The organism is Polynucleobacter parvulilacunae, assembly GCF_018881715.1.
In the GTDB taxonomy this organism is placed as follows: Bacteria; Pseudomonadota; Gammaproteobacteria; order Burkholderiales; family Burkholderiaceae; genus Polynucleobacter; species Polynucleobacter parvulilacunae.
In genome coordinates, this window is sequence record NZ_JACVPW010000001.1 from 102,732 (window position 1) to 125,510 (window position 22,779).

The following is a 22,779-nucleotide window of genomic DNA, read 5'->3' on the forward strand; positions in this document are numbered from 1 at the left end:
ATGCCAAATGCCTCAAATACCCCTAATTCTCCAGCGGCCAGCTCAGCGGACGAGCTCGCTAAATCCTATGAACCCGCCCCGATAGAGGCCTACTGGGGTCCTGAGTGGGAGCGCCGGGGTATTGCCGACTCCACCATGGATGAGGGTAAGGGTGATTTTTCTATTCAGCTACCACCACCGAATGTGACCGGCACCCTGCATATGGGGCACGCCTTCAATCAAACCATCATGGACGGCTTGGTACGTCACGCCCGCATGTCAGGCAAAAACACCTTATGGGTACCTGGTACCGATCACGCCGGTATTGCTACACAAATTGTTGTTGAGCGCCAACTCGACGCGCAAAAAGTATCTCGCCACGACTTAGGTCGTGAAAAGTTTTTAGAAAAAGTATGGGAATGGAAAGAAACTTCCGGCAATACCATTACTCGCCAAATTCGTCGTCTCGGTGCATCGATCGATTGGGGTAAAGAATATTTCACGATGGACAGCAAGATGTCCAAAGCTGTTGTGGAAGTGTTTGTACGCTTGCACGAGCAAGGTCTGATCTATCGCGGCAAACGTCTAGTGAACTGGGATCCAGTGTTAGGTACCGCAGTCTCCGATTTAGAAGTGGTGAGCGAAGAAGAGGATGGCTCAATGTGGCACATCCGCTATCCATTGACTGATGGCTCTGGCCACCTTACCGTTGCCACCACTCGCCCAGAGACCTTATTGGGTGACGTTGCTGTTATGGTGAATCCAGAAGACGAGCGCTACAAACACCTCATCGGCAAATCAGTCAACCTGCCTTTGTGCGACCGCCAGATCCCCATCATTGCAGATGACTATGTTGATTTGAACTTTGGTACTGGTGTTGTAAAGGTAACTCCTGCACATGACTTTAATGACTATGCAGTTAGTCAACGCCATCAACTACCAATGATCAATATCCTGACATTGGATGCCAAGATTAATGAGAATGCTCCCGCCGCTTATCAAGGCATGGAACGTTTTGCAGCCCGCAAACAAGTGGTTACCGACTTAGATGCCGTCGGACTGCTTGAAAAAGTTCAGCCCCATAAATTGATGGTGCCGCGCGGTGATCGCACTCAAACCATTATTGAGCCGATGCTTACAGACCAATGGTTCGTGGCGATGTCTAAACCAAGTCCAGATAATAAATATCAACCGGGCTCATCCATTGCTGGTGCAGCCTTAGATGCCGTTACCAAAGGTGATATCAAGCTCGTTCCAGAAAACTGGATCAATACTTACACCCAGTGGTTGGCCAATATTCAAGACTGGTGTATCTCGCGTCAACTCTGGTGGGGCCATCAAATCCCCGCTTGGTACGGCGATGATGGGCAAATTTTTGTAGGGCGCTCCGAAGAAGAGGCCAAGGCGAAAGCTGCAGCAGCTGGGTACACCGGCAAACTCAACCGTGACCCTGACGTTCTGGATACCTGGTTCAGCTCCGCCCTCGTTCCATTTAGCTCATTAGGTTGGCCTGAAGAAACGCCTGCTTTAAATCACTTCCTACCTTCATCCGTCCTCGTTACTGGTTTTGACATCATCTTCTTCTGGGTAGCCCGCATGGTCATGATGACTTGCCACTTCACTGGAAAGGTGCCGTTTCATACGGTCTATGTACATGGTCTAGTACGTGATGCCGAAGGTCAAAAGATGAGCAAGTCCAAGGGCAATACTTTGGACCCAATTGATTTGATTGACGGCATTCAGATTGAAGAGTTAGTAGGCAAGCGAACTACTGGTCTCATGAATCCAAAACAAGCTGAGAGCATTGGCAAGAAGACCAAGAAAGAGTTTCCGGACGGTATTCCAGCTTTTGGTACTGACGCCCTGCGCTTTACCTTTGCCTCCCTGGCTTCGCTTGGCCGCAATATCAACTTTGATCAAAAGCGTTGTGAAGGCTATCGTAATTTCTGTAACAAGTTATGGAATGCAACTCGCTTTGTTCTCATGAACTGTTCTGGCAGTGATGAAGACAATGGCTTAGCTCCTTGTGACAACCAGTGTGGGCCTGATGGTTATTTAGACTTCTCGCCTGCAGATAAGTGGATCGTGTCCCAACTCCAAAGAACTGAAGCTGATGTTGCTAAAGGCTTTGAAAACTATCGCTTTGACAATATTGCCAGCAGCATTTATCAATTTGTTTGGGATGAGTATTGCGATTGGTATCTAGAGCTCGCCAAGGTTCAGTTGCAAACTGGTACGCCAGCACAGCAACGCGCCACTCGCCGCACCCTATTGCGTGTTTTGGAAACTATTTTGCGTATGGCGCATCCTTTGATTCCATTCATCACCGAGACACTCTGGCAAACCGTCGGACCGAAGTCTGGAAAAGAACTAGCCAAACAAACAAAACAAACGATTGCACTTCAACCCTATCCAGTTTCTCAGCCCGAAAAAATTGATGAGCAAAGTGAAGCTTGGGTAGCACAGATCAAAGCAATTGTGGATGCATGCCGCAACCTGCGTGGCGAGATGCAAGTTCCCCCAGGTCAAAAAGTACCACTCTGGATTTTTGGGCCACAAGCATTCTTGGAAAAAGCGACGCCTTATTTAACGGCGCTGGCTAAGCTTGCTGAAGTCAAAATCTACAGCGATGAATCCGCCTTAGAAAAAGATGCGCCTGGCGCACCAATTGCTTTGGTAGGCGATATCAAACTCTTGCTCAAGATTGAGGTGGATGTGGCTGCTGAGCGCATTCGACTGGGTAAGGAAATTGAGCGTTTAGCTAACGAAATCAATAAAGCCAAAGGCAAATTGACCAATGAAAGCTTTGTGGCTCGCGCCCCAGCTGAGGTTGTTGCCCAAGAAAAACAACGCCTTGCCGGCTTTGAGCAAAATCATGAGAAGCTTGTTGCACAATTAGAGCGTCTTAAATAAATCATCCAGCAAAAAGAACGGATCATTCATGGCATTGAATTTCAGCTCCAAAAAAGTAACGAAAGCTGTATTTCCTGTTGCAGGATTTGGTACACGCTTTTTACCCGCTACTAAAGCCAGCCCAAAAGAAATGCTGAATGTCGTAGATAAGCCGCTGATTCAGTACGCAGTCGATGAAGCCATTGCAGCTGGTATTACTGAGTTAATTTTCGTTACAGGCCGCAGCAAGCGCGCGATTGAAGACCACTTTGATAAAGCGTATGAATTAGAAGCGGCATTAGAGGCCAAGAATAAGCAGGATCTCTTGCATCTCGTTAGAAGCGTGAAGCCAGACAATGTTGATTGTGTTTACATTAGGCAATCTGAACCCCTGGGGCTAGGCCATGCTGTTTTATGCGCTGAAAAATTAGTTGGCGATGAGCCCTTTGCAATTATTTTGGCCGATGACCTCCTAGATGGTCAGCCTCCAGTACTCTCACAAATGCTAAAGGTGCACGAAGAACAGCAGGGATCCGTCTTGGCAGTAGAGAAAATTGATCCTTCCAAAAGCAGCTCATACGGGATCATCTCAGGGGATGCAGTCAGCAAAGGCATCTATCGTCTCAACGGCATCGTTGAAAAACCAAAGCCAGCTGATGCCCCTTCTGACCTTGCAGTTGTTGGCCGCTACGTACTTTCATCCAAAATTTTTGATCACATTCGAAATGTAAAACCAGGTGCAGGCGGAGAAATTCAACTCACCGATGCCATTGCAGCCCTGCTAAAAGAAGATCCTGTATTTGGCTATGAATATGATGGTGTACGCTATGACTGCGGTAGCAAGCTTGGCTATCTCAAAGCTTCAGTAGATTTCGCTCTACGCCATCAAGAGGTAGGCGCTGAGTTCGCAGAATACTTAAGAAGCTGGTCTTTAAAGTAGCCACTCTTTTGAGGCAATAAAAAAGCAGAGATTGTTCTCTGCTTTTTTATTGATTGCTTACTTATTTTTTAGAAGCATGAACGTCAGACTTTTTCTTATCTACGCTTCATAAAGAAAACCAATACATCGCCTTCAGTAGTACTTGCGAGCAACTCGTTACCAGTTTGCTTAGCAAAGGCAGGAAAGTCATGAGCGGCGCCAGCATCTGTTGCCTTGATCTTCAAGACTTCGCCAGACTGCATAGTTGCCAACGCTTTTTTGGTTCGCAAGATAGGTAATGGGCAATTCATCCCAATCGCATCTACCTCTGCGTTAAAGGCAATATTCACTGACTCACTCATTTGCTGGCTATCCAGTTTTTAACGCCATCTAACGCTGCACCCAACTTACTAGGGTCGGTTCCGCCAGCCATCGCCATCTCTGGCTTACCACCGCCTTTACCGCCCACTTGCTGAGCTACAAAGTTCACGAGATCGCCTGCCTTCACTTTGCCAATCGAGTCAGACGTCACGCCAGCGATCAGACTTACCTTATCGCCTTGCACTGAGGCCAACACGATGGCTGCAGTCTTGAGCTTTGCCTTGAGGGCATCCATGGTTTCGCGAAGCACGCCAGCATCTGCCCCATCAAGTCGAGCAGCAAGTACTTTAAGACCATTTACATCAATAGCTTGACCAGCCAATTCATCGCCTTGACTTGCGGCTAACTTGGAATTCACTTTTTCTAATTCACGTTCGGCTTGACGCAGACTATCTTGAAGTTGTGCAACACGATTTACCAAATCCCCTGGGTGGGTTTTCAGAATCGCTGCAGCTTCATTAATCTTATCTTCTAAGCCTTGCAAGAAATGCAGTGCATTACTTCCTGTAACCGCCTCAACACGACGAATGCCAGCGGCAACACCGCCTTCAGAAACAATCTTCAAGCTACCGATGTCGCCAGTTCGTCCAACGTGAGTTCCACCGCACAACTCTTTAGAAGAGCCGATTTCCAACACGCGCACTTCATCACCATATTTCTCGCCAAAGAGCATCATGGCGCCTGTCTTTTGCGCATCATCCAAAGACATCACTTTGCCTGAGGTTGCCGTGTTTTCCAAAATCTCCTGATTCACGATATCTTCAATGCGACGAATTTGTTCTGCTGTAATCGGCGCATTGTGCGTAAAGTCAAAACGGGTCTTAGTAGCATCTACTAAGGAACCTTTTTGCTGAACATGGTCACCTAATACTTCACGCAATGCTTTATGCAAGATGTGAGTAGCACTGTGGTTGCGCATCGTATCGGTTCTTTGTTGGGTATCAACCAATGCATTGATTGAGTCACCTACTTTGAGTTCGCCCTCAAGGACTTCGCCCTGGTGACCAAACACATCGGCCTGGATCTTGAAGGTATCTTCCACTGCAAAGCGGATGCTCTCGTTGCGTAACTCGCCCTTGTCACCAACCTGGCCACCAGATTCAGCATAGAAAGGGGTGTTATCCAAAACAATCACGGCAGCATCGCCCGCCTTCACTGACGGCACGGCAGAACCATCCACATAAAGTGCAGTCACTTTGGCGCCCTCATGCTTTAAGGTGTCATAACCATGAAACTGCGTAGGTTTGCCCTTGTAATCTAGACCCTGAGCCACCTTAAATTTGCCTGCAGCTCTTGCTTGATCGCGCTGCTTTTGCATCGCCACCTCAAAGCCTTCAGCGTCAACTGTTACACCACGCTCACGACAAACGTCAGCAGTTAAATCCAATGGGAAACCAAAAGTGTCATGTAAGCGGAACGCAGTCTCGCCATCAACCACTTTTGCACCACCAGCTAAAGCACCATCCAAAATCTCCATGCCATTAGCAATCGTTTGGAAGAAGCGCTCCTCTTCTTGCTTGATGACTTCACTGACTTTGTCTTGTGCTACACGTAACTCTGGATAGGCTTCACCCATCTCTTTAACAAGCGCAGGCACCAACTGATAGAAGAACGGTTTGCGTGCACCCAACTTGTAACCGTGACGAATCGCGCGACGCGCAATGCGACGCAATACATAACCACGACCGGCATTACCTGGAATGACACCATCAACGACAATGAAGCTACACGCACGAATGTGGTCAGCAATCACTTTCAGTGATGGGCTTTGTGGGTCACAGTTCTCACCACCAGCGGCATCTACCGCCTCCTTGGAAGCCCTAAGGAGATTGACGAAGAGGTCGATTTCATAATTAGAGTGCACATGCTGTAGAACAGCAGCAATACGCTCAAGACCCATACCGGTATCCACGCTAGGCTTCGGCAGCGGATGCATTACACCAGCTTCATCGCGGTTGTATTGCATGAATACGTTATTCCAAATTTCGATAAAACGATCGCCATCTTCATCCGGACTTCCAGGAGGGCCGCCAGGAATATGATCGCCGTGATCGTAAAAAATCTCAGTGCAGGGACCGCATGGTCCTGTATCGCCCATCATCCAAAAATTATCGGATGCGTAACGTGCACCTTTGTTATCACCAATGCGAATGATGCGATCTGCAGGCACGCCGATTTGTTTATTCCAAATTTCAAAAGCTTCATCGTCTTCCGCATAAACGGTTACCAAAAGCTTTTCTTTAGGCAACTCAAATACCTGGGTTAATAAATCCCAGGCAAATTGAATGGCATCTTTCTTGAAATAGTCCCCAAAGGAGAAATTTCCGAGCATTTCAAAAAAGGTGTGGTGACGGGCCGTATAGCCCACGTTATCCAAGTCATTGTGTTTTCCACCGGCCCGGATGCACTTCTGGGCAGTCGTAGCGCGGCTATAAGGGCGCTTATCAAATCCCAAAAACACGTCTTTGAACTGATTCATACCCGCATTCGTAAATAGCAGGGTTGGGTCATCCCCCGGCACTACTGGGCTGGATGGGACGATTTGATGGCCTTTTTGGGCGAAGAAATCCAGGTAAGCCTGGCGAATTTGGGAGACTTTCATGGCAATAATTATCGCATTGGCACCTCTCTAGGGCAAACCCTAGACAAGATCCCCATATCCTGCCTTACAATCGCTCAACATCAATAAATCGACAAATAAGTCGGTAAATAAGGAGCGCAACTTGGAAATCCGCAATCAAAAAGATTTTGGGGCCGGCCTAATGTATATGGTCATTGGTCTCTTTTTTACCTTCATGGCTACCCAGTACCCAATGGGAACTGCCGCCAAAATGGGGCCTGGATACTTTCCATTCTGGCTCGGCCTAGTAATGACAGCGCTGGGTTTACTCATCCTAGTGAAGTCGCTCAGCGCTAAAGCAGCGATTGAAAAAATCCCTCCTTTCAATTGGAAGGTTATTGGCCTCATTACTGGATCCGTCATTGCATACGGTATCCTCCTGCCAACGATGGGCTTTATCGTAGCCGTCTTTGTTTTGGTATTTATGTCAGCCAGCGCAAGCCATGAATTTCACTGGAAGGGCACTTTAGTTAATGCCATATTTCTAATTGTTTTCACTTACTCGGTATTCGTTATGGGTCTGAAATTACAGTTCCCATTACTGCCTTTCTTCTTACAATAACGAGCCGGGATACTAAAAAATGGATTTATTCGCTAACTTAGCTCTCGGTTTTGATACCGCGTTTACATTACAAAATCTTCTTTACTGTCTGATCGGCTGCGTATTGGGAACCCTGATTGGCGTATTGCCAGGCTTGGGTCCAATCGCGACGATTGCAATGTTGTTGCCAGCTACTTATGCCCTGCCTCCAATCGCTGCATTGATTATGTTGGCTGGTATTTACTACGGTTCACAGTACGGCGGCTCTACAACAGCGATTCTGTTGAATATCCCTGGAGAGACGTCCTCGGTGGTGACGGCGATCGATGGCTACCAAATGGCCAGAAATGGTCGAGCTGGTGTTGCACTGTTCACTGCCGGCATGGGTTCATTCTTTGCAGGTTGCGTGGCAACTTTAGTGTTGGCCGCTTTTGCTGCACCACTCTCACAGTTGGCATTTAAGTTTGGTCCAGCTGAGTACTTCTCTCTGATGATCCTGGGCTTGATCGGTGCGGTTGTATTGGCATCCGGCTCTTTGATCAAAGCGATTGGCATGATCGTCTTGGGTCTTCTAATGGGCTTGATCGGTACTGACGTTAACTCTGGTGTTTCGCGTTATGCGTTTGATATTCCTGAGTTAAGTGATGGTATTGGTTTCGTTGCTGTTGCTATGGGCGTATTCGGTTTCGCAGAAATCATGGGCAACCTTGAGAAGACGGATGAGGATGAAGGCTTTCTCAATAAGATGACCACCATGATTCCTACCAAGGAAGACGTCAAGCGCATGATTCCCTCCATCTTGCGCGGCACAACAATTGGTTCGATTCTAGGTATCCTGCCGGGCGGTGGCGCAGCACTTGCTGCTTTTGGCGCTTACTCGGTTGAGAAAAAATCCTCTAAGTACAGCCATGAGTTCGGTAAAGGCGCCATTGAAGGTGTTGCTGGTCCTGAATCAGCTAATAACGCTGCTGCTCAAACCTCATTTATTCCATTGTTGACTTTGGGTATTCCACCAAATGCAGTGATGGCCTTGATGGTTGGCGCGATGACTATTCACAACATTCAACCAGGTCCCCAGGTAATGACCAGCAACCCAGCCTTGTTCTGGGGTCTGATCGCTTCCATGTGGATTGGTAATGTGATGTTGATTCTCTTGAACTTGCCCTTGATTGGTATCTGGGTAAAGTTACTGAAGATTCCTTATCGCTTCATGTACCCAGCCATTCTGGTTTTCTGCTGTATCGGTGTCTACACCGTAAACAACACTGTGTTTGATGTGTATGTGACCGCTGCCTTTGGCATCATTGGTTACCTCTTCTTCAAACTGGGTTGTGAACCGCCTCCATTGCTTTTGGGCTTTGTGCTTGGACCAATGATGGAAGAGAACTTCCGCCGCGCGTTATTGTTGTCCCGCGGCGATTTCACTACCTTCCTGACTCGTCCACTTTCTTTGGGATTACTCATTGCATCAGCCCTTTTAGTGGTGATCGTAGCCCTGCCTGCGGTTAAGAAGACTCGCGAAGAGGCATTCGTCGAAGACTGATACTTTTACGCCGCACAGAAACGAGCCCGCAGCTGTTTGCGGGCTTTTTCTTTATGGGCGGGGGTTTTCTCTACAATATGGCTATGTCCCAAGATAGTAAATCCTCTAAAGCAGCCGCCAGCGCAATCGCTGAGCCCTCTAACTTTCTACGTCAGATAATTGATCATGACTTGGCAAGCGGCGCATTTTCGCAACGCATGAATTTGGCTGGGGAAGTTATCCCATCCATCATCACCCGTTTTCCGCCAGAGCCAAATGGCTACCTGCATATTGGTCACGCCAAAAGTATTTGCCTCAACTTCGGTTTAGCTGTTGATTACAACAATCAAGCTGGTGGTGCTCGTTGCAATATGCGTCTAGATGACACCAATCCAGTCAAAGAAGATGTGGAATACGCTGACAGTATTTTGGATGCAGTGAAGTGGTTGGGTTTTGATTGGGGAGCTCATCTGTATCACGCAAGTGACTACTTTGACAAACTCTATGAGTTTGCTGAGATCCTGATTCAACATGGTAAAGCATATGTGGATAGTCAAAGTGCTGATGACATTCATACCAATCGCGGCAACTTTGGCCAAGCTGGAAAAAATAGCCCTTATCGCGATCGCAGCCCAGAAGAAAATCTACAACTGTTCCGTGACATGCGCGATGGCAAGTTTAGAGATGGTGAACATGTTCTTCGCCTGAAGATTGATATGGCGCATCCGAACATCGTGATGCGCGATCCCGTGGTTTATCGCATCCGTCATACCGATCACCATCGCACAGGTAGCAAGTGGTGCATTTACCCGCTTTATGACTTCACGCATTGCATCTCGGATGCACTAGAAAATGTCTCTCACTCCATATGTACGCTGGAGTTCGAGAACAACCGTCCACTCTATGACTGGATTGTGAATTCCCTCAAAGAACTGGGCGTCTTTAAAGATCCAGTGCCACATCAATATGAATTCGCTCGTCTTAATCTGACTTACACCATCACCAGCAAGCGAAAACTCTTGCAGCTAGTGGAAGAAAAACACGTTGAGGGTTGGGATGATCCGCGCATGCCAACGATTGTTGGAATTCGTCGTCGTGGCTATACCCCGGAAAGTATTCGCTTGTTCTGCGAGCGCATTGGTGTCTCCAAAGCGGATAGCTGGATTGATATGAGCACGCTAGATCAAGCGCTTCGTGATGATCTTGAAGTGCGAGCACCACGCGCTACTGCGGTGTTAAAACCACTCAAGCTCGTTGTTGAAAATTTTGACGCTTCAGCAAAAGAGGCTTGCTCTGCGCCACGCCACCCTAATCATCCCGAGTGGGGTAATCGTGAATTTAATTTCACACGTGAGTTGTGGATTGAGGCGGATGACTTTATGCAAGAACCTATTAAGGGATTCTTCAGACTGCATCCACCGATCGGAGATCAACCCGGTAGCCGTGTACGTTTACGTCATGGCTTTGTGGTCGAGTGCACTGGTTTTGAAACCGATGCGCAAGGTAATGTCACTCAAGTCAATGTGACCCACTTCCCTGATAGCAAGAGCGGCACTGCTGGCTCCAATAACTATAAGGTTAAGGGCAATATTCACTGGATCAGCGCAGCTGAGGCCATCCCAGCAGAAATACGTTTATACGATCACCTCTTTAGCGATCCACATCCAGATAGCGGCGATAAAAATTTCCTTGATGCCATTAATCCAAACTCCATGCAAACGATTTCCGCATACTTGGAGCCTTGCATGAAAGATGTCAATCCTGAAGATCGCTTTCAGTTTGAGCGTCATGGCTACTTTGTTGCTGATAAGAATGACTCCAAACCTGGCAAGCCGGTGTTTAACCGCACGGTTGGCCTTAAGGATTCTTGGAAATAGTTTTCAGAAAATGTCCTACGCTGGGATAGCGTAGTGGTGTTTTCAGTTCATGCAAACGCGTGTTAGTCACTCTGCGTGATTCACGCATAAAAGACCAAAGCATTGGGCTAACGATTTTTTGCAACTCGTTACCAGGCAATCGAGTTGGTCTCTCCAAACCAAAAGCATCTGCAACTTCATCAAAGTAATCGCCCATCTTGGTTTCGCCGCCATCACAGGTATTAATCACGCGTTGAGGCTTACCGTGATAGATCGCTGCGCAAACTAATCTCGCCAAATCATCGCTGTGGATATGATTGGAATAGGCATCCTCTTCGGGGAGCAGTGCTGGTGTTTTAGCTTGCAGCCGCTCAATCGGCAGGCGGTCAAGAGCGTATATCCCAGGAACCCGCAAAATCGTTAGAGTCACTCCATGCGCAGGCGCCCATAAACGGAGCATCCTCTCGGCATCCGCCCTTCTTTGCGCGCGCTCACTTTGCGGGCTAACTGGGGTCACCTCACTCACTTTACCGCCCCTGTGGTCGCCATAGACCCCTGTAGTACTGACATAGATCAGGCGCCTGACGGCATCAGATCCTTGGGCTAAAATTCGGAGTAGGTTGCGGGTTCGGCAATCACGATTTCCACCATTTTGAGGTGGCGCCAAATGAATGACGGTTTGAGCCAAACCACTGAGGCGCCACAAAGACTCTGGATGATCCAGGTTACCCAAAATCGGAGTCGCGCCAACCTCCCTCAACTCCTGAAAGCGATTCTGTTGAGAAGTGAGTGCAAATACACGGTGACTTCGAGAAAGCTGTTTAGCTACCCGAAGACCTATATCTCCGCAGCCAATAATCAGGATTGAAGGTTTACCAAAAGATTGCATAAATGACATCGTAACGATTTATTGAAAGGAATGAGAGTGTCTTATCAAGTCACGCTCAAAACGAGCGGCAAACAATTTACCGTCAATCCAGATGAAAACCTCCTGGAGGCCGCTCTACGTCAGGGCATCAACCTACCTTATGGCTGCAAAAATGGTGCCTGCGGCTCCTGTAAAGGCAAAGTTTTAGAGGGTCAAGTGACGCATGGCCAGCATAGCGAAAGTGCTCTGAGCAAAGCCGATGAAACCGCCGGTGGAATTTTATTTTGCTGTTCTCACCCACAATCCGACCTCCTCATTGAAGCCCGTGAAGTACAAGGGGCAGGTGATATTGCTATTCGAAAAGTGCCCTGCCGAGTCAATGCCATTAACAAACCGAGCAACGATGTGGCTATCCTCAAACTCCAATTACCAGCCGCTGAACGCTTTCAGTTTCTGGCGGGGCAGTATTTAGAATTTCTACTAAAGGATGGCCAACGCCGCGCTTACTCTATTGCCAACGCGCCTGAGCAAGAAGGTCCGCTTGAGCTACATATTCGCCATTTACCTGGCGGCCTGTTCACCGACTTTGTATTTGGTGCTGTTACACCAGCATTGAAAGAAAAAGATATCTTGCGCTTTGAGGGTCCATTAGGTAGCTTCTTCTTGAGAGAGGATTCTAAAAAACCCATTATCTTTGTTGCTGCTGGTACAGGCTTTGCTCCGATCAAGTCGATCATTGAACAAATGCAAGCCAAGAAGATTGCAAGGCCAATTCACCTCTACTGGGGTGGCCGTCGCCCAAGCGATTTGTATTTGGACGAGCTATGCAAATCTTGGGAAAAAGAAATTGCTGACTTTAAGTACATCCCCGTGATTTCTGATGCATTAGCAGAAGACGCATGGCAAGGTCGCACTGGCTTTGTCCATCAAGCCGTGATGCAAGACCATCCCAATATGAAGGATTTCCAGGTGTACGCTTGCGGGGCTCCAGTGATGGTCAATGCAGCCAGAAATGACTTCTCAGCCAAGTGCCAGCTACCTGAAGAAGAATTCTTTGCCGACTCCTTTACCAGCGCAGCTGATTTAGCAACGGCTTAGAGACTGCAAACCCATTCAGTTAGATAATAGATACTTCTTTTGACCTTATTGACCACTAAATCAGCATGAATAAGCCAGCTCAAGCCATTGACACCCATTCAGTGATGTTCATTACCCCACGCCCTGAAGTGACTATGGTCGAAGGCAAGGGCTCATGGCTAACAGACAACAATGGCAAACGCTATTTAGACTTCCTGCAAGGTTGGGCAGTCAATTGCTTGGGTCATGGCAATCCAGGCATGATTGAGGCGCTCAATGCGCAAGCAAAGAAGCTCATCAATCCAAGTCCTGCGTTTTATAACGAACCCATGATTGGTTTATCTAATCTGCTCACAGAAAATAGCTGCTTTGACAAAGTCTTCTTTGCCAATAGCGGTGCTGAAGCAAATGAAGGTGCAATCAAGTTAGCCCGCAAATGGGGTCAACTCAATAAATCTGGTGCGTTTGAGATCATCACCTTTGATCACAGTTTTCATGGTCGCACATTGGCAACAATGAGTGCCTCCGGAAAGCCGAACTGGGATACGATGTTTGCCCCACAAGTTGCAGGCTTTCCTAAAGCAGACTTGAATGATTTAGATTCCGTTAAAAAGCTGGTAACTGACAAGACAGTCGCAGTAATGCTCGAGCCCGTGCAGGGTGAAGGCGGCGTCATTCCAGTCACCCAAGAATTTATGCGCGAGCTGCGCCAGTTCACTAAAGAAAATAATATTCTTTTGATTGCCGACGAAGTGCAAGCTGGCTGCGGCCGTACTGGCGCCCTCTTTGCTTACCAAAACTATGGTATTGAGCCAGACATCATGACCTTGGGTAAAGGTATTGGTGGTGGTGTCCCTTTAGCAGCACTATTGGCAACGGATGCAGTAGCCTGCTTTGTGCCAGGCGATCAAGGTGGCACCTATAACGGCAACCCACTCATGACTGCAGTAGGCATTAGCGTTATTGAGCAGCTATTAGCTCCAGGATTCTTAGATAGTGTTAAAGCCAAAGGTGAGTTACTCAAGTCTGAATTACTCAAACTGGCAACAGAGTTCAATCTTGAAGGAGAGCGCGGCGAAGGTTTATTGCGTGCACTGATGCTCGGAAAAGATATTGGTCCAAAACTGGTTGAATTAGCTCGCGATCGCAGCCCTGAAGGCTTGTTAATCAACTCCCCTAGACCAAATCTATTACGCTTTATGCCAGCCCTGAATGTGTCTGATGATGAAATTCGTCAGATGTGCAATATGCTGCGTGAGTTACTCAAAGAAGTGGCTTAAGAATTGTTGTTACCTACCGCCTACTTATTCTCCCAAGTAGGCTGCACGCACTCGGGGATCCTCCAGTAAATCTTTACCGGAGCCATTGAGAGTGATTAAACCGCTCTCCATGACATAAGCACGATCCGCCATTTGTAATGCTAGGCGCGCGTTCTGCTCCACTAGCAAAATAGTCATCCCGCTGGCAGATAAGCTACGCACTACATCAAAAATGGTTTCCACCATGATCGGCGATAGGCCCATTGAAGGCTCATCTAACAGCAGCAACTTAGGCTCGGCCATCATCGCTCTACCCATTGCAACCATTTGCTGCTCGCCACCAGAAAGCGTGCCTGCCAGCTGAGATAGACGCTCTTTGAGTCTTGGGAAATAGGAATACACCTCTTCAAGCTTGCGCTCAATTTCTTTAGGGTCTGACTTTAGGTAAGCACCCATTTGGAGGTTCTCCAAAATCGTCATGCGCTTAAAGACGCCTCGCCCTTCAGGCACCATACTCAATCCTAGGCGCACTAATTCATAAGCAGGTAGTTTTTTTGTCGCCTGATTTGCAAAATCAATTTCACCGGCAGAAGGGGTAAGTAAGCCTGCAATTGCTTTTAGACTTGAACTCTTACCAGCGCCATTAGCGCCAATTAATGCAACGAGCTCACCTTGATTGACATGTAGATCAATTCCTTTGACAGCATTAATGCCGCCATAAGACACCTTGAGATCTTTTACATTCAGCAAGGCACTCATTAAGCAGCTCCCTGGCCAAGATAAGCTCTGATCACTTCTGGGTGCACCCGAACATCAGCAGGCTTTCCGGCAGCAATTACTTTGCCGTAATCCAGCACTGTTAGGCTGTCGCAAATTCCCATAACCAAACTCACATCGTGCTCAATAAGTAAGATGGTTTTACCGTCAGCACGAATGCGTAATAGCAATTCACGAAGTTCTAATTTCTCGGTGGCATTCATGCCGGCAGCTGGTTCATCTAAGGCTAGGAGCTTAGGCTCAGTGGCTAAGGCTCTAGCAATCTCCAGACGACGCTGGTGGCCATAAGACAGATTGCGCGCTTCCATCTGCGCAAAGTCACTGAGACCAACGTAAGCCAGCAGCTGGTATGCCTTATCCCGTATGGCCTGCTCTTCACGCCTAGTTGATGGAAAGCGGAAGATCGCCCCCAACAATCCAGCCTTAGTGCGGCAATGACATCCCACCATCACATTTTCAAGAACAGTCATTTCACCAAAGAGACGGATATTTTGAAATGTTCTCGCCAAGCCAGATTTAGTCACTTCAGACACTGATTCTGGAAAATACGATTTGCCATTAAACAAAAATATTCCAGAATCTGCTGGATATAAACCAGTGATCACATTAAAGAAGGTGGTTTTACCAGCACCATTCGGGCCAATCAAGCCCACAATAGATCCTTGAGCAACTTGTAAGCCAACAGAGTCTAAGGCTTGCACGCCACCAAAGCGCTTAGAAACATCCGTCACATCTAGCAATAGAGGAGAACTCATCTACTACCCCCACGCTTTTGCCAAATACCACCTGGACGATAAAGCATGATCAAAATTAAAGCTAAGCCATAAATTAATTGGCGAATGATTTCAACATCAACAATCACATGACCAAATAAAAACTGTTGAACTGGCTGGGCAATGCCCCGCAAGACTTCCGGAAAGACTGCCAATAAAACTGCGCCCAATATCACCCCAGGAATATGACCAATGCCGCCCAGAACCACCATAGCAAGTACTACGATGGACTCCCACAGCGTAAATGACTCTGGAGAAACAAATCCTTGGAAAGCAGAAAACAACACGCCTGCGACTCCAGCAAAGGAAGCGCCAATCGCAAAAGCAAGCAACTTCATATTGCGGGTGTTGATACCCATCGCTTTAGCAGCAATCTCATCTTCACGAATCGCAATCCAAGCACGCCCAATACGCGAATCTTGCAAATGCAAACAGGTAATTGCCACTGCAATCGCCAGCAATAGAAATAAGTAAAAAACCAGATACAAACCTGGGATCTGAAAAAAACCTAAATCTAAGGGCTTGGTAAATGAGATACCAAACAACTGAATCGGATCAATTCCAGAAATTCCCTTAGGGCCATTAGTGAGATTCAAAGGACGATCAAGATTATTCATAAAAATGCGAATAATTTCACCGAAGCCTAAAGTAACAATTGCCAAATAATCACCGCGCAACTGCAATGTAGGTAAACCTAAGATCAACCCAAATAAAGCAGCCAAAATAATTGAGAACACGGCAACCATCCAAGGTGAAAAGTGCATACCCTCCGGAAAGGTTGCTGCAATCGTCTCAAACTGAGTTGGTAGATGCGGGGAAGCCAATAAGGCAAAGCTATAAGCGCCCAAGGCATAAAAGGCGATGTAGCCAAGATCCAAAAGGCCTGCAAAACCCACGACGACATTCAAGCCAAGAGCCAGAACGATATAGAGCAGAGCAAAGTCGAGCACCCGCACCCAATAGTTGCCACCACCAGCACCCACAACCCAAGGCAATAGAACCAATGCAATAACTCCAAGCCACAGATAGGAGGATCGATTAAGGTGAATAAGGCGATTAGCGAAAAGGCTTTTAAGCACGATCAGAAACTTTCTCACCCAATAAACCAGTAGGTCGCAAAACCAGAACCAAGATCAACACCAGAAACGCAAAGATATCTTGATAGTTAGAGCCAAAGACTCCACCAGTGAGTTCGCCAATATATCCAGCACCCAGTGATTCAATCAAACCTAAGAGCAGGCCGCCCAACATCGCACCTTGCAAATTTCCGATGCCACCCAGAACGGCGGCAGTAAACGCTTTAAGGCCCGGTATAAAGCCCATATAAAAATGTACGTTGCCATAGTTACTGGCAATCATGACGCCGGCAAGACCTGCTAATGCGCCACCCAACATAAACGTAATGGAGATCACGCGATTCGGATTAACGCCCATCAGTGCAGCAATTTGGGTTTGCTCAGCAGTAGCGCGCATTGCTCTACCGAGTTTTGTTTTTTCCACTAGGAACAATAAGCCCGCCATTACCACCAAGGCCACTACGATGATCACGACTTCTTTACCGGTAATCGTGGCACCACTGCCCCATAAATCAATTGGAGTGGATGGCAACAATTGCGGATAAGTCATGGGATTGCGCGACCAAATCATCATCGCAATCGTTTGCAACAGAATAGACATGCCAATTGCTGAGATCAGCGGGGCTAAACGAGGTGCGTTACGTAAGGGGCGATAAGCAATACGCTCAATCCAGTAACTCAACCCAGCGCAGACCGCCATCGTGACTGGCAGCACGATCAAGAGAGTGAGCCAACCTGGCAAATCACTGGTTAAGTTGAGGATTACGCGCAATAAAGAAAGCGAAACCATGGCACCAATCATCAGCACTTCGCCATGAGCAAAATTGATGATCCCAAGCACACCGTACACCATGGTGTAACCCAAAGCGATCAAGGCATAGATGCTGCCAAGCACTAAGCCATTAATGATCTGCTGAAGTAGGATATCCATGGGGCTGGGGATTTATTTGGTCTTGATAAAAAAATAGCACCGCAGTAGCGGCGCCAATTTTTATTGAAGCGTCATTACATTTTAATGACATCAAGCACTGTTTTCTTTTTATCCTTGAAGTCATACAGAGTAATTACGCCCTCTTTCATATCACCTTTGTTATCAAAAGCAATATTACCTACCAAGCCCTGCATTTTGGTATCTGGCATTGCGGCCAAAATCTTTGCAGGATCAGTTGAGTTTGAGCGCTTCATTGAATCCACCAAAACATAGACTGCATCGTAAGTGAAAGGCGCATAAATCTGCACATCAGAGTTAAAGCGCTCCTTGTAACGCTTCTGGAAGTCAGCACCTTGTGCCATCTTCGACAAAGCCATGCCAGCCTCAGAACAAGTCACGTTCACCACAGCCTCGCCCGCTAACTCAGCCAGCTTCTCAGTACACATGCCGTCACCACCAACTACCTTAGCCTTAATGCCGAGTTCAGAAGCTTGTTTGGTTAATGGGCCACCAGTAGCATCCATGCCGCCATACATAATGACGTCAGGCTTGCTACCTTTAATCTTCGTCAAGATAGCCTTAAAGTCAGTGGCTTTGTTATTGCTCGCTTCACGAGTAACTACTTTCATGCCAGCAGCTTTCACTGTTTTCTCAAACTCATCAGCCAAGCCTTTACCGTACTGAGTCGAGTCATCAATAATCGCAACAGTCTTTGCCTTCAAAGTATTGGCAACGTAATTAGCCAATGCCGGACCTTGCTGTGCATCAGTAGCTACCAAGCGATAAGTCGTCTTGAAGCCTTGCTTGGTGTAATCAGGATTAGTTGCAGATGGAGAAACCTGGGTAATACCTGCATCGCTATAAATACGTGAAGCTGGAATACTGGTTCCAGAGTTGAGGTGACCGACCACGCCCACCACCTTGGCATCTACTAATTTTTGCGCCACTTGTGTAGCGGTCTTTGGATCTTCAGCATCATCTTCGGGAACCAAAGTCAGAACCACTTTTTTTCCATCAATGGTTAGGCCTGCTTTATTAATTTCTTCAAGTGCAAGGCGGGCACCATTTTCATTATCTTTACCCAAGTGGGCAATCGGTCCAGTTAAGGGAGCAACGTGACCGATTTTTACCTCGACAGCATCCACTGGAACCGCAGCAGACTTATCGCCACCTTTGCCACAAGCGGCTAGCAGCAAAGCTGACGCCGCCAAAGCAAGAGCGCTTTTTGTAATGTGTGATTTGTTCATGTACAGCTCCTCTGTTATGAATTGATGCATAAATACTTTAATCAACTAAATTTTTAGGCAAAGAAAAAGTGACATCCTCAACCACGCCATCTAGTGGGCGCACGCTTCTTGGGCCAAACTTTTGAATCTGACTGACAATCGACTGCGCCAAACTTTCTGGTGCAGATGCCCCAGCCGTTAAACCCACTCGCCTCTTTCCGGCAAACCATTCTGGCTTTAGTTGCTCTGGTGAATCCACCATGTAAGCAGGAACACCAAGCTTTTCAGCCAGTTCGCGCAGGCGATTAGAGTTTGAGCTTGTCGCACTCCCCACCACAATCACCACCTCAACTTGAGGCGCCATAAATTTCACAGCATCTTGACGATTCTGAGTGGCATAACAAATATCTTGTTTACGAGGCTGAACAATATTGGGGAACTTTTTCGTTAATGCTTCGACAATTTCTTTTGTCTCGTCTACTGAGAGTGTTGTCTGGGTAACAAATGCGATCTTTTCATCAAACGGGAATGGAAGAGAGCTCACATCCCCGACTTTTTCGATTAAGAACACGCCTTCCTTAACTTGCCCCATAGTGCCCTCAACTTCTGGGTGCCCTGCATGACCAATCATCAATACAGTAAAGCCGTCTTTGCACATTTTGACAACTTCAAGATGGACCTTAGTTACCAAAGGGCAGGTTGCGTCATACACCTGCAGACCTCGCGCTTCTGCATCCTTACGAACTTCCTGAGAAACACCGTGCGCACTAAACACTACGATTCCACCCTTGGGTACTTCATCCAATTCGTCTACGAATACCGCACCCTTATCGCGCAATTCATTCACTACATAAGCGTTATGAACAATTTCATGGCGGACATATATAGGAGCACCAAAACGATTCAGCGCTTCATTGACGATATTGATCGCACGATCTACTCCCGCGCAAAAACCGCGCGGTTGAGCCATCAAAATTTCTGCGTTATCAGTAGTGCTCATGCTTTACAGAATCGCCACAATCTCTGCTTCAAATTTCACTGGCCTACCTGCCAAAGGATGATTGAAGTCAAACCAAGCGCCCTCATCATCAATGGATTGCAGTACACCGGCATATTGAGCGCCGCCCGGCGCATTGAACTCAATCACATCACCCGGATTAAATTCCACGTCATCATCGCGACCTTCTTTGAGTGCCTTGAGAGAAACCCATTGCACTAAATCTTCTTTGCGCTCGCCAAAGCTTTCTTCGGGAGCAAGCAACGCACTTTTTTTCTCGCCAACACCTAGACCCAACAAAACCTTTTCAAAGCAAGGAGCAAATTGTCCAGACCCCATCAAAACCGTCGCAGGACGATCGATAAACGTGTTGATGTAATCCTCCCCGCTGGGCAAAGTGAGCCGATAGTTGAGGGTCAAAAAGGAATTTGGCAAAACGGTAAGCTTAGTCATAAGGTGATTGTATCTAGGCCTGAGCTGGCTGTGCACTCCCCAATTACAAACTGGCCAAAAAATGAACAACCCAGGGAGAAGCTTCGTCTAAATGGTGCCGCAGCGCTTTCTGATGCGGAATTACTGGCGATCTTTTTGAGGGTTGGAGTCAAAGGCAAAAGTGCCGTTGCCTTAGCCAAGGACCTATTGCATCACTTTGGAAATCTGCCGCGACTCCTGGCCAGTACCCCCGAAGAATTCACCCGTATTCACGGCATGGGACTCTCCAAGTGGTCCCAAATACAAGCAGCTTATGAGCTGGTTAAGCGCAGCCTGGAGGATGGTCTTAGCCAAGACCCTATCTTTTCATCACCCAACCACGTAAGGGAGTTTCTACAGGCCAAAATTGGCCGCCTGCCCCATGAGGTCTTTCTATGCCTCTACTTAGACTCACGCCTCCACCTCATCGAATGCGATGAGCTGTTTAGGGGCTCCATTACCCAAACAGCCATTTATCCCCGCGAAATCCTGAAAGAAGCCTTAGCCAAGAATGCCAGCGCCCTGATCGTGGCCCATAACCACCCCAGCGGTAACCCATTACCCAGCGATGCAGACCAAGAGCTCACCATAGTGCTCTCAAACGCCCTGCAGCTCGTGGATATTCAGCTTCTGGATCACTGCATTGTGAGTGGCACTGGTTTTTTCTCTTTTTCCGACTCCGGGCTTATGAATAATGGCATTAAATGATAGTAAATACTAACTTATTAGCCTTTCATACCCCAGGGAGTACTTTTTATCAGGAATTCACACCCAAGAAAGTCATTTAGGGCTAGCCCAAAATAGGCTAGGACTGATACAATCTTCTTTTTTCGCAATTAATGGAGTTATGTCATGGCAAAAGTTTGCCAAGTCACTGGGAAGAAGCCGATGGTTGGCAACAATGTATCCCATGCAAACAATAAAACGAAGCGTCGCTTTTTGCCGAATTTGCAAAACCGTCGTTTCTGGGTTGAATCAGAAAACCGCTGGATTAGCTTGCGCTTAACCAATGCTGGTTTGCGCGTTATCGACAAGAACGGCATCGACGCTGTGCTGTCTGATCTACGTGCACGTGGCGAAATTTAAGGAGCGCACAAATGGCTAAAGGCGGCAGAGAAAAAATCAAGTTAGAGTCATCAGCAGGTACTGGTCACTTCTACACAACTTCAAAAAACAAGCGTACTAAGCCTGAGAAAATGGAGATCATGAAGTTCGATCCAACCATTCGCAAGCACGTTGCTTACAAAGAAACAAAGCTGAAGTAAGGTATTTATTCGGTATTCATTTAATACTTACTTTCAGTAAGTAAAAAACCCGCTACATCAGCGGGTTTTTTATTGTCTACAGTTTTGAACTGTATTGTTGAGAGCTTTATTTCTTTCGTTGTTTCTCTTTTGCTTAAGCGTAACGACGAAGCCTCAAAGAGAACTCACGCAAACTCGTTAAGCCGCTTTCTTCTGCGTGCTGACACCAAGTATGAAGCTGAGAAAGCAATTGCTCTTTAGTGGCACTAGAGCGACCCCAAATAGCCTGAAGATCACGGCGCATCTCAATCATTTTGCGTAACTGAGCATTACTCGCCATCAACTCTTCTAGCTTTGCTTTTTCTTGTTCCGTTAAACGAGACTCGTCCTTGGCTAACCATGTACGGGCATCGCCTAAATGAGACGCCAAGACCTGCATGTGCTGCACTTCATTGCTAAAGAAACTACGCAATGTTTTGCTGTAGCGAGCCATGATTTCATAGCGGTTTGCAATGATGGCTTCCAGAGTGTTTTGATCGGCTGGACGCAAATCACTCAACACTGGCTTAGGTGGTGTCTTCTTCACGGTAGCCAAACCAACTGCGCTCATGATTTGGATGTACATCCAACCAATATCAAACTCGTACCACTTGTTGGATAACTTCGCGCTCGTGGCAAAAGTATGGTGATTGTTATGCAGCTCCTCACCGCCAATCAAAATACCCCAAGGCACAATATTTCTGGAGGCATCTTCGCAATCGAAATTACGATAGCCCCAAAAGTGACCGATACCGTTAATTACTCCAGCAGCAGTAATTGGGATCCACAACATTTGCACTGCCCAAACAGTTAAACCAACTGCACCAAATAAAAATACATCGACGATGAGCATGATGGCAACACCCTGCCAAGAGAACTTGGAGTAGATGTTGTGCTCGACCCAGTCATCTGGAGTGCCATGACCAAATTTATCTAAAGTCTCTTGATTTGCCGCTTCTTTTTTATAGAGTTCAGCACCACGAGAGAGAACAGTATTGATACCCAAAACTTGTGGGCTATGTGGATCATCTACTGTTTCACATTTAGCGTGATGCTTACGATGAATCGCAGCCCACTCTTTAGTAACCATACCCGTTGTTAGCCAAAGCCATAAACGGAAAAAGTGAGAAACAATCGGATGCAGATCTAAAGCGCGATGCGCTTGGCAACGGTGCAAGAAGATGGTAACTGCAGCAATCGTAATGTGGGTAGCGATTAAGGTGAAAACAACTATCTTCCACCAAGACCAATCCAAATATCCATTCGCGAGCCAATGGAGGAACAAATCAAAACCTGAAGCTGTATTCAAAGGGGGTCCCTAAAGAGGTCTA

21 protein-coding genes are annotated in these 22,779 nt (G+C 47.1%); 10 read left to right on the plus strand and 11 right to left on the minus strand.

The features are described 5' to 3' along the window. Both ICN18_RS00575 and galU read left to right on the plus strand, forming a co-directional pair. Positions 1 to 2,892, plus strand: a complete 2,892-nt coding sequence (locus ICN18_RS00575) for a valine--tRNA ligase (protein WP_216188625.1) — start codon at positions 1 to 3, stop codon at positions 2,890 to 2,892. Between the two features lie 28 nt (positions 2,893 to 2,920). After that, positions 2,921 to 3,811 carry a UTP--glucose-1-phosphate uridylyltransferase GalU gene (gene galU, locus ICN18_RS00580; protein WP_216188626.1) on the plus strand — a complete coding sequence of 297 codons (891 nt, stop codon included), beginning with the start codon at positions 2,921 to 2,923 and terminating at the stop codon, positions 3,809 to 3,811. A gap of 95 nt (positions 3,812 to 3,906) precedes the next feature. On the opposite strand, the gene ICN18_RS00585 is transcribed toward galU, so the two are convergent. Beyond that, positions 3,907 to 4,152: a sulfurtransferase TusA family protein gene (locus ICN18_RS00585; RefSeq protein ID WP_216859952.1), complete on the minus strand. Its 246-nt coding sequence runs from the start codon at positions 4,150 to 4,152 to the stop codon at positions 3,907 to 3,909. Continuing rightward, positions 4,149 to 6,773, minus strand: coding sequence for an alanine--tRNA ligase (gene alaS, locus ICN18_RS00590; RefSeq protein ID WP_216188627.1), 2,625 nt, complete (start codon positions 6,771 to 6,773; stop codon positions 4,149 to 4,151). The genes ICN18_RS00585 and alaS overlap by 4 nt, the downstream gene beginning before the upstream one ends. Before the next feature lie 121 nt (positions 6,774 to 6,894). Here alaS and ICN18_RS00595 point away from each other — a divergent pair, with 121 nt between their 5' ends. The 3 genes from ICN18_RS00595 (at position 6,895) to ICN18_RS00605 (ending at position 10,731) form a co-directional block, all read left to right on the plus strand. Next, positions 6,895 to 7,353 carry a tripartite tricarboxylate transporter TctB family protein gene (locus ICN18_RS00595; protein ID WP_216188628.1) on the plus strand — a complete coding sequence of 153 codons (459 nt, stop codon included), beginning with the start codon at positions 6,895 to 6,897 and terminating at the stop codon, positions 7,351 to 7,353. A 19-nt stretch (positions 7,354 to 7,372) separates the two neighbouring features. Continuing rightward, the gene (locus tag ICN18_RS00600; protein WP_215358500.1) at positions 7,373 to 8,875 is read left to right on the plus strand and encodes a tripartite tricarboxylate transporter permease; all 1,503 of its coding nucleotides are present in this window, start codon (positions 7,373 to 7,375) and stop codon (positions 8,873 to 8,875) included. Between the two features lie 83 nt (positions 8,876 to 8,958). Next, positions 8,959 to 10,731 (plus strand): glutamine--tRNA ligase/YqeY domain fusion protein, encoded by a 1,773-nt coding sequence (locus tag ICN18_RS00605; protein ID WP_216188629.1) that lies wholly within the window; start codon positions 8,959 to 8,961, stop codon positions 10,729 to 10,731. Here the strand turns inward: ICN18_RS00605 and ICN18_RS00610 are convergent. Continuing rightward, positions 10,712 to 11,599 (minus strand): SDR family oxidoreductase, encoded by an 888-nt coding sequence (locus ICN18_RS00610; protein WP_216189416.1) that lies wholly within the window; start codon positions 11,597 to 11,599, stop codon positions 10,712 to 10,714. The two genes, ICN18_RS00605 and ICN18_RS00610, sit on opposite strands and share 20 nt — an antisense overlap. 36 nt (positions 11,600 to 11,635) lie before the next feature. Here ICN18_RS00610 and ICN18_RS00615 point away from each other — a divergent pair, with 36 nt between their 5' ends. Continuing rightward, positions 11,636 to 12,676 (plus strand): CDP-6-deoxy-delta-3,4-glucoseen reductase, encoded by a 1,041-nt coding sequence (locus ICN18_RS00615; protein ID WP_216188630.1) that lies wholly within the window; start codon positions 11,636 to 11,638, stop codon positions 12,674 to 12,676. Between the two features lie 65 nt (positions 12,677 to 12,741). Next, positions 12,742 to 13,935 (plus strand): acetylornithine transaminase, encoded by a 1,194-nt coding sequence (locus tag ICN18_RS00620; RefSeq protein WP_216188631.1) that lies wholly within the window; start codon positions 12,742 to 12,744, stop codon positions 13,933 to 13,935. 24 nt (positions 13,936 to 13,959) lie between these two features. Here ICN18_RS00620 and ICN18_RS00625 read toward each other — a convergent pair whose 3' ends face one another. From ICN18_RS00625 to ICN18_RS00655, 7 genes are all read right to left on the minus strand, one after another. Then, positions 13,960 to 14,673 (minus strand): ABC transporter ATP-binding protein, encoded by a 714-nt coding sequence (locus tag ICN18_RS00625; protein ID WP_216188632.1) that lies wholly within the window; start codon positions 14,671 to 14,673, stop codon positions 13,960 to 13,962. Then, a complete protein-coding gene (locus ICN18_RS00630; RefSeq protein ID WP_216188633.1) occupies positions 14,673 to 15,446 on the minus strand; it encodes an ABC transporter ATP-binding protein in 774 nt (257 codons plus the stop codon). Before ICN18_RS00630 ends, ICN18_RS00625 begins: the two co-directional genes overlap by 1 nt. After that, entirely contained in the window at positions 15,443 to 16,513 is a 1,071-nt protein-coding gene (locus ICN18_RS00635; RefSeq protein WP_439650810.1) for a branched-chain amino acid ABC transporter permease, read from the minus strand. The genes ICN18_RS00630 and ICN18_RS00635 overlap by 4 nt, the downstream gene beginning before the upstream one ends. A 22-nt stretch (positions 16,514 to 16,535) precedes the next feature. Then, positions 16,536 to 17,471 (minus strand): branched-chain amino acid ABC transporter permease, encoded by a 936-nt coding sequence (locus tag ICN18_RS00640; RefSeq protein ID WP_216188635.1) that lies wholly within the window; start codon positions 17,469 to 17,471, stop codon positions 16,536 to 16,538. Between the two features lie 74 nt (positions 17,472 to 17,545). After that, a complete protein-coding gene (locus ICN18_RS00645) occupies positions 17,546 to 18,718 on the minus strand; it encodes a branched-chain amino acid ABC transporter substrate-binding protein (RefSeq protein WP_216188636.1) in 1,173 nt (390 codons plus the stop codon). Between the two features lie 37 nt (positions 18,719 to 18,755). Further along, positions 18,756 to 19,697 carry a 4-hydroxy-3-methylbut-2-enyl diphosphate reductase gene (gene ispH / locus ICN18_RS00650; protein ID WP_216188637.1) on the minus strand — a complete coding sequence of 314 codons (942 nt, stop codon included), beginning with the start codon at positions 19,695 to 19,697 and terminating at the stop codon, positions 18,756 to 18,758. Between the two features lie 3 nt (positions 19,698 to 19,700). After that, complete coding sequence (locus ICN18_RS00655; RefSeq protein ID WP_216188638.1) at positions 19,701 to 20,147, minus strand: FKBP-type peptidyl-prolyl cis-trans isomerase; 447 nt, start codon at positions 20,145 to 20,147, stop codon at positions 19,701 to 19,703. Positions 20,148 to 20,150: 3 nt separating this feature from the next. Here ICN18_RS00655 and radC point away from each other — a divergent pair, with 3 nt between their 5' ends. The 3 genes from radC (at position 20,151) to rpmG (ending at position 21,430) form a co-directional block, all read left to right on the plus strand. Continuing rightward, complete coding sequence (gene radC / locus ICN18_RS00660) at positions 20,151 to 20,873, plus strand: RadC family protein (protein ID WP_216188639.1); 723 nt, start codon at positions 20,151 to 20,153, stop codon at positions 20,871 to 20,873. Between the two features lie 144 nt (positions 20,874 to 21,017). Continuing rightward, positions 21,018 to 21,251, plus strand: coding sequence for a 50S ribosomal protein L28 (gene rpmB / locus ICN18_RS00665; RefSeq protein ID WP_011903570.1), 234 nt, complete (start codon positions 21,018 to 21,020; stop codon positions 21,249 to 21,251). A gap of 11 nt (positions 21,252 to 21,262) precedes the next feature. Beyond that, on the plus strand, positions 21,263 to 21,430 hold the full coding sequence (gene rpmG / locus ICN18_RS00670) for a 50S ribosomal protein L33 (RefSeq protein ID WP_015421876.1): 168 nt from the start codon (positions 21,263 to 21,265) through the stop codon (positions 21,428 to 21,430). Between the two features lie 133 nt (positions 21,431 to 21,563). Here the strand turns inward: rpmG and ICN18_RS00675 are convergent, their stop codons facing one another. Next, positions 21,564 to 22,757 (minus strand): DesA family fatty acid desaturase, encoded by a 1,194-nt coding sequence (locus tag ICN18_RS00675; protein ID WP_216188640.1) that lies wholly within the window; start codon positions 22,755 to 22,757, stop codon positions 21,564 to 21,566. Positions 22,758 to 22,779 lie beyond the last annotated feature (22 nt).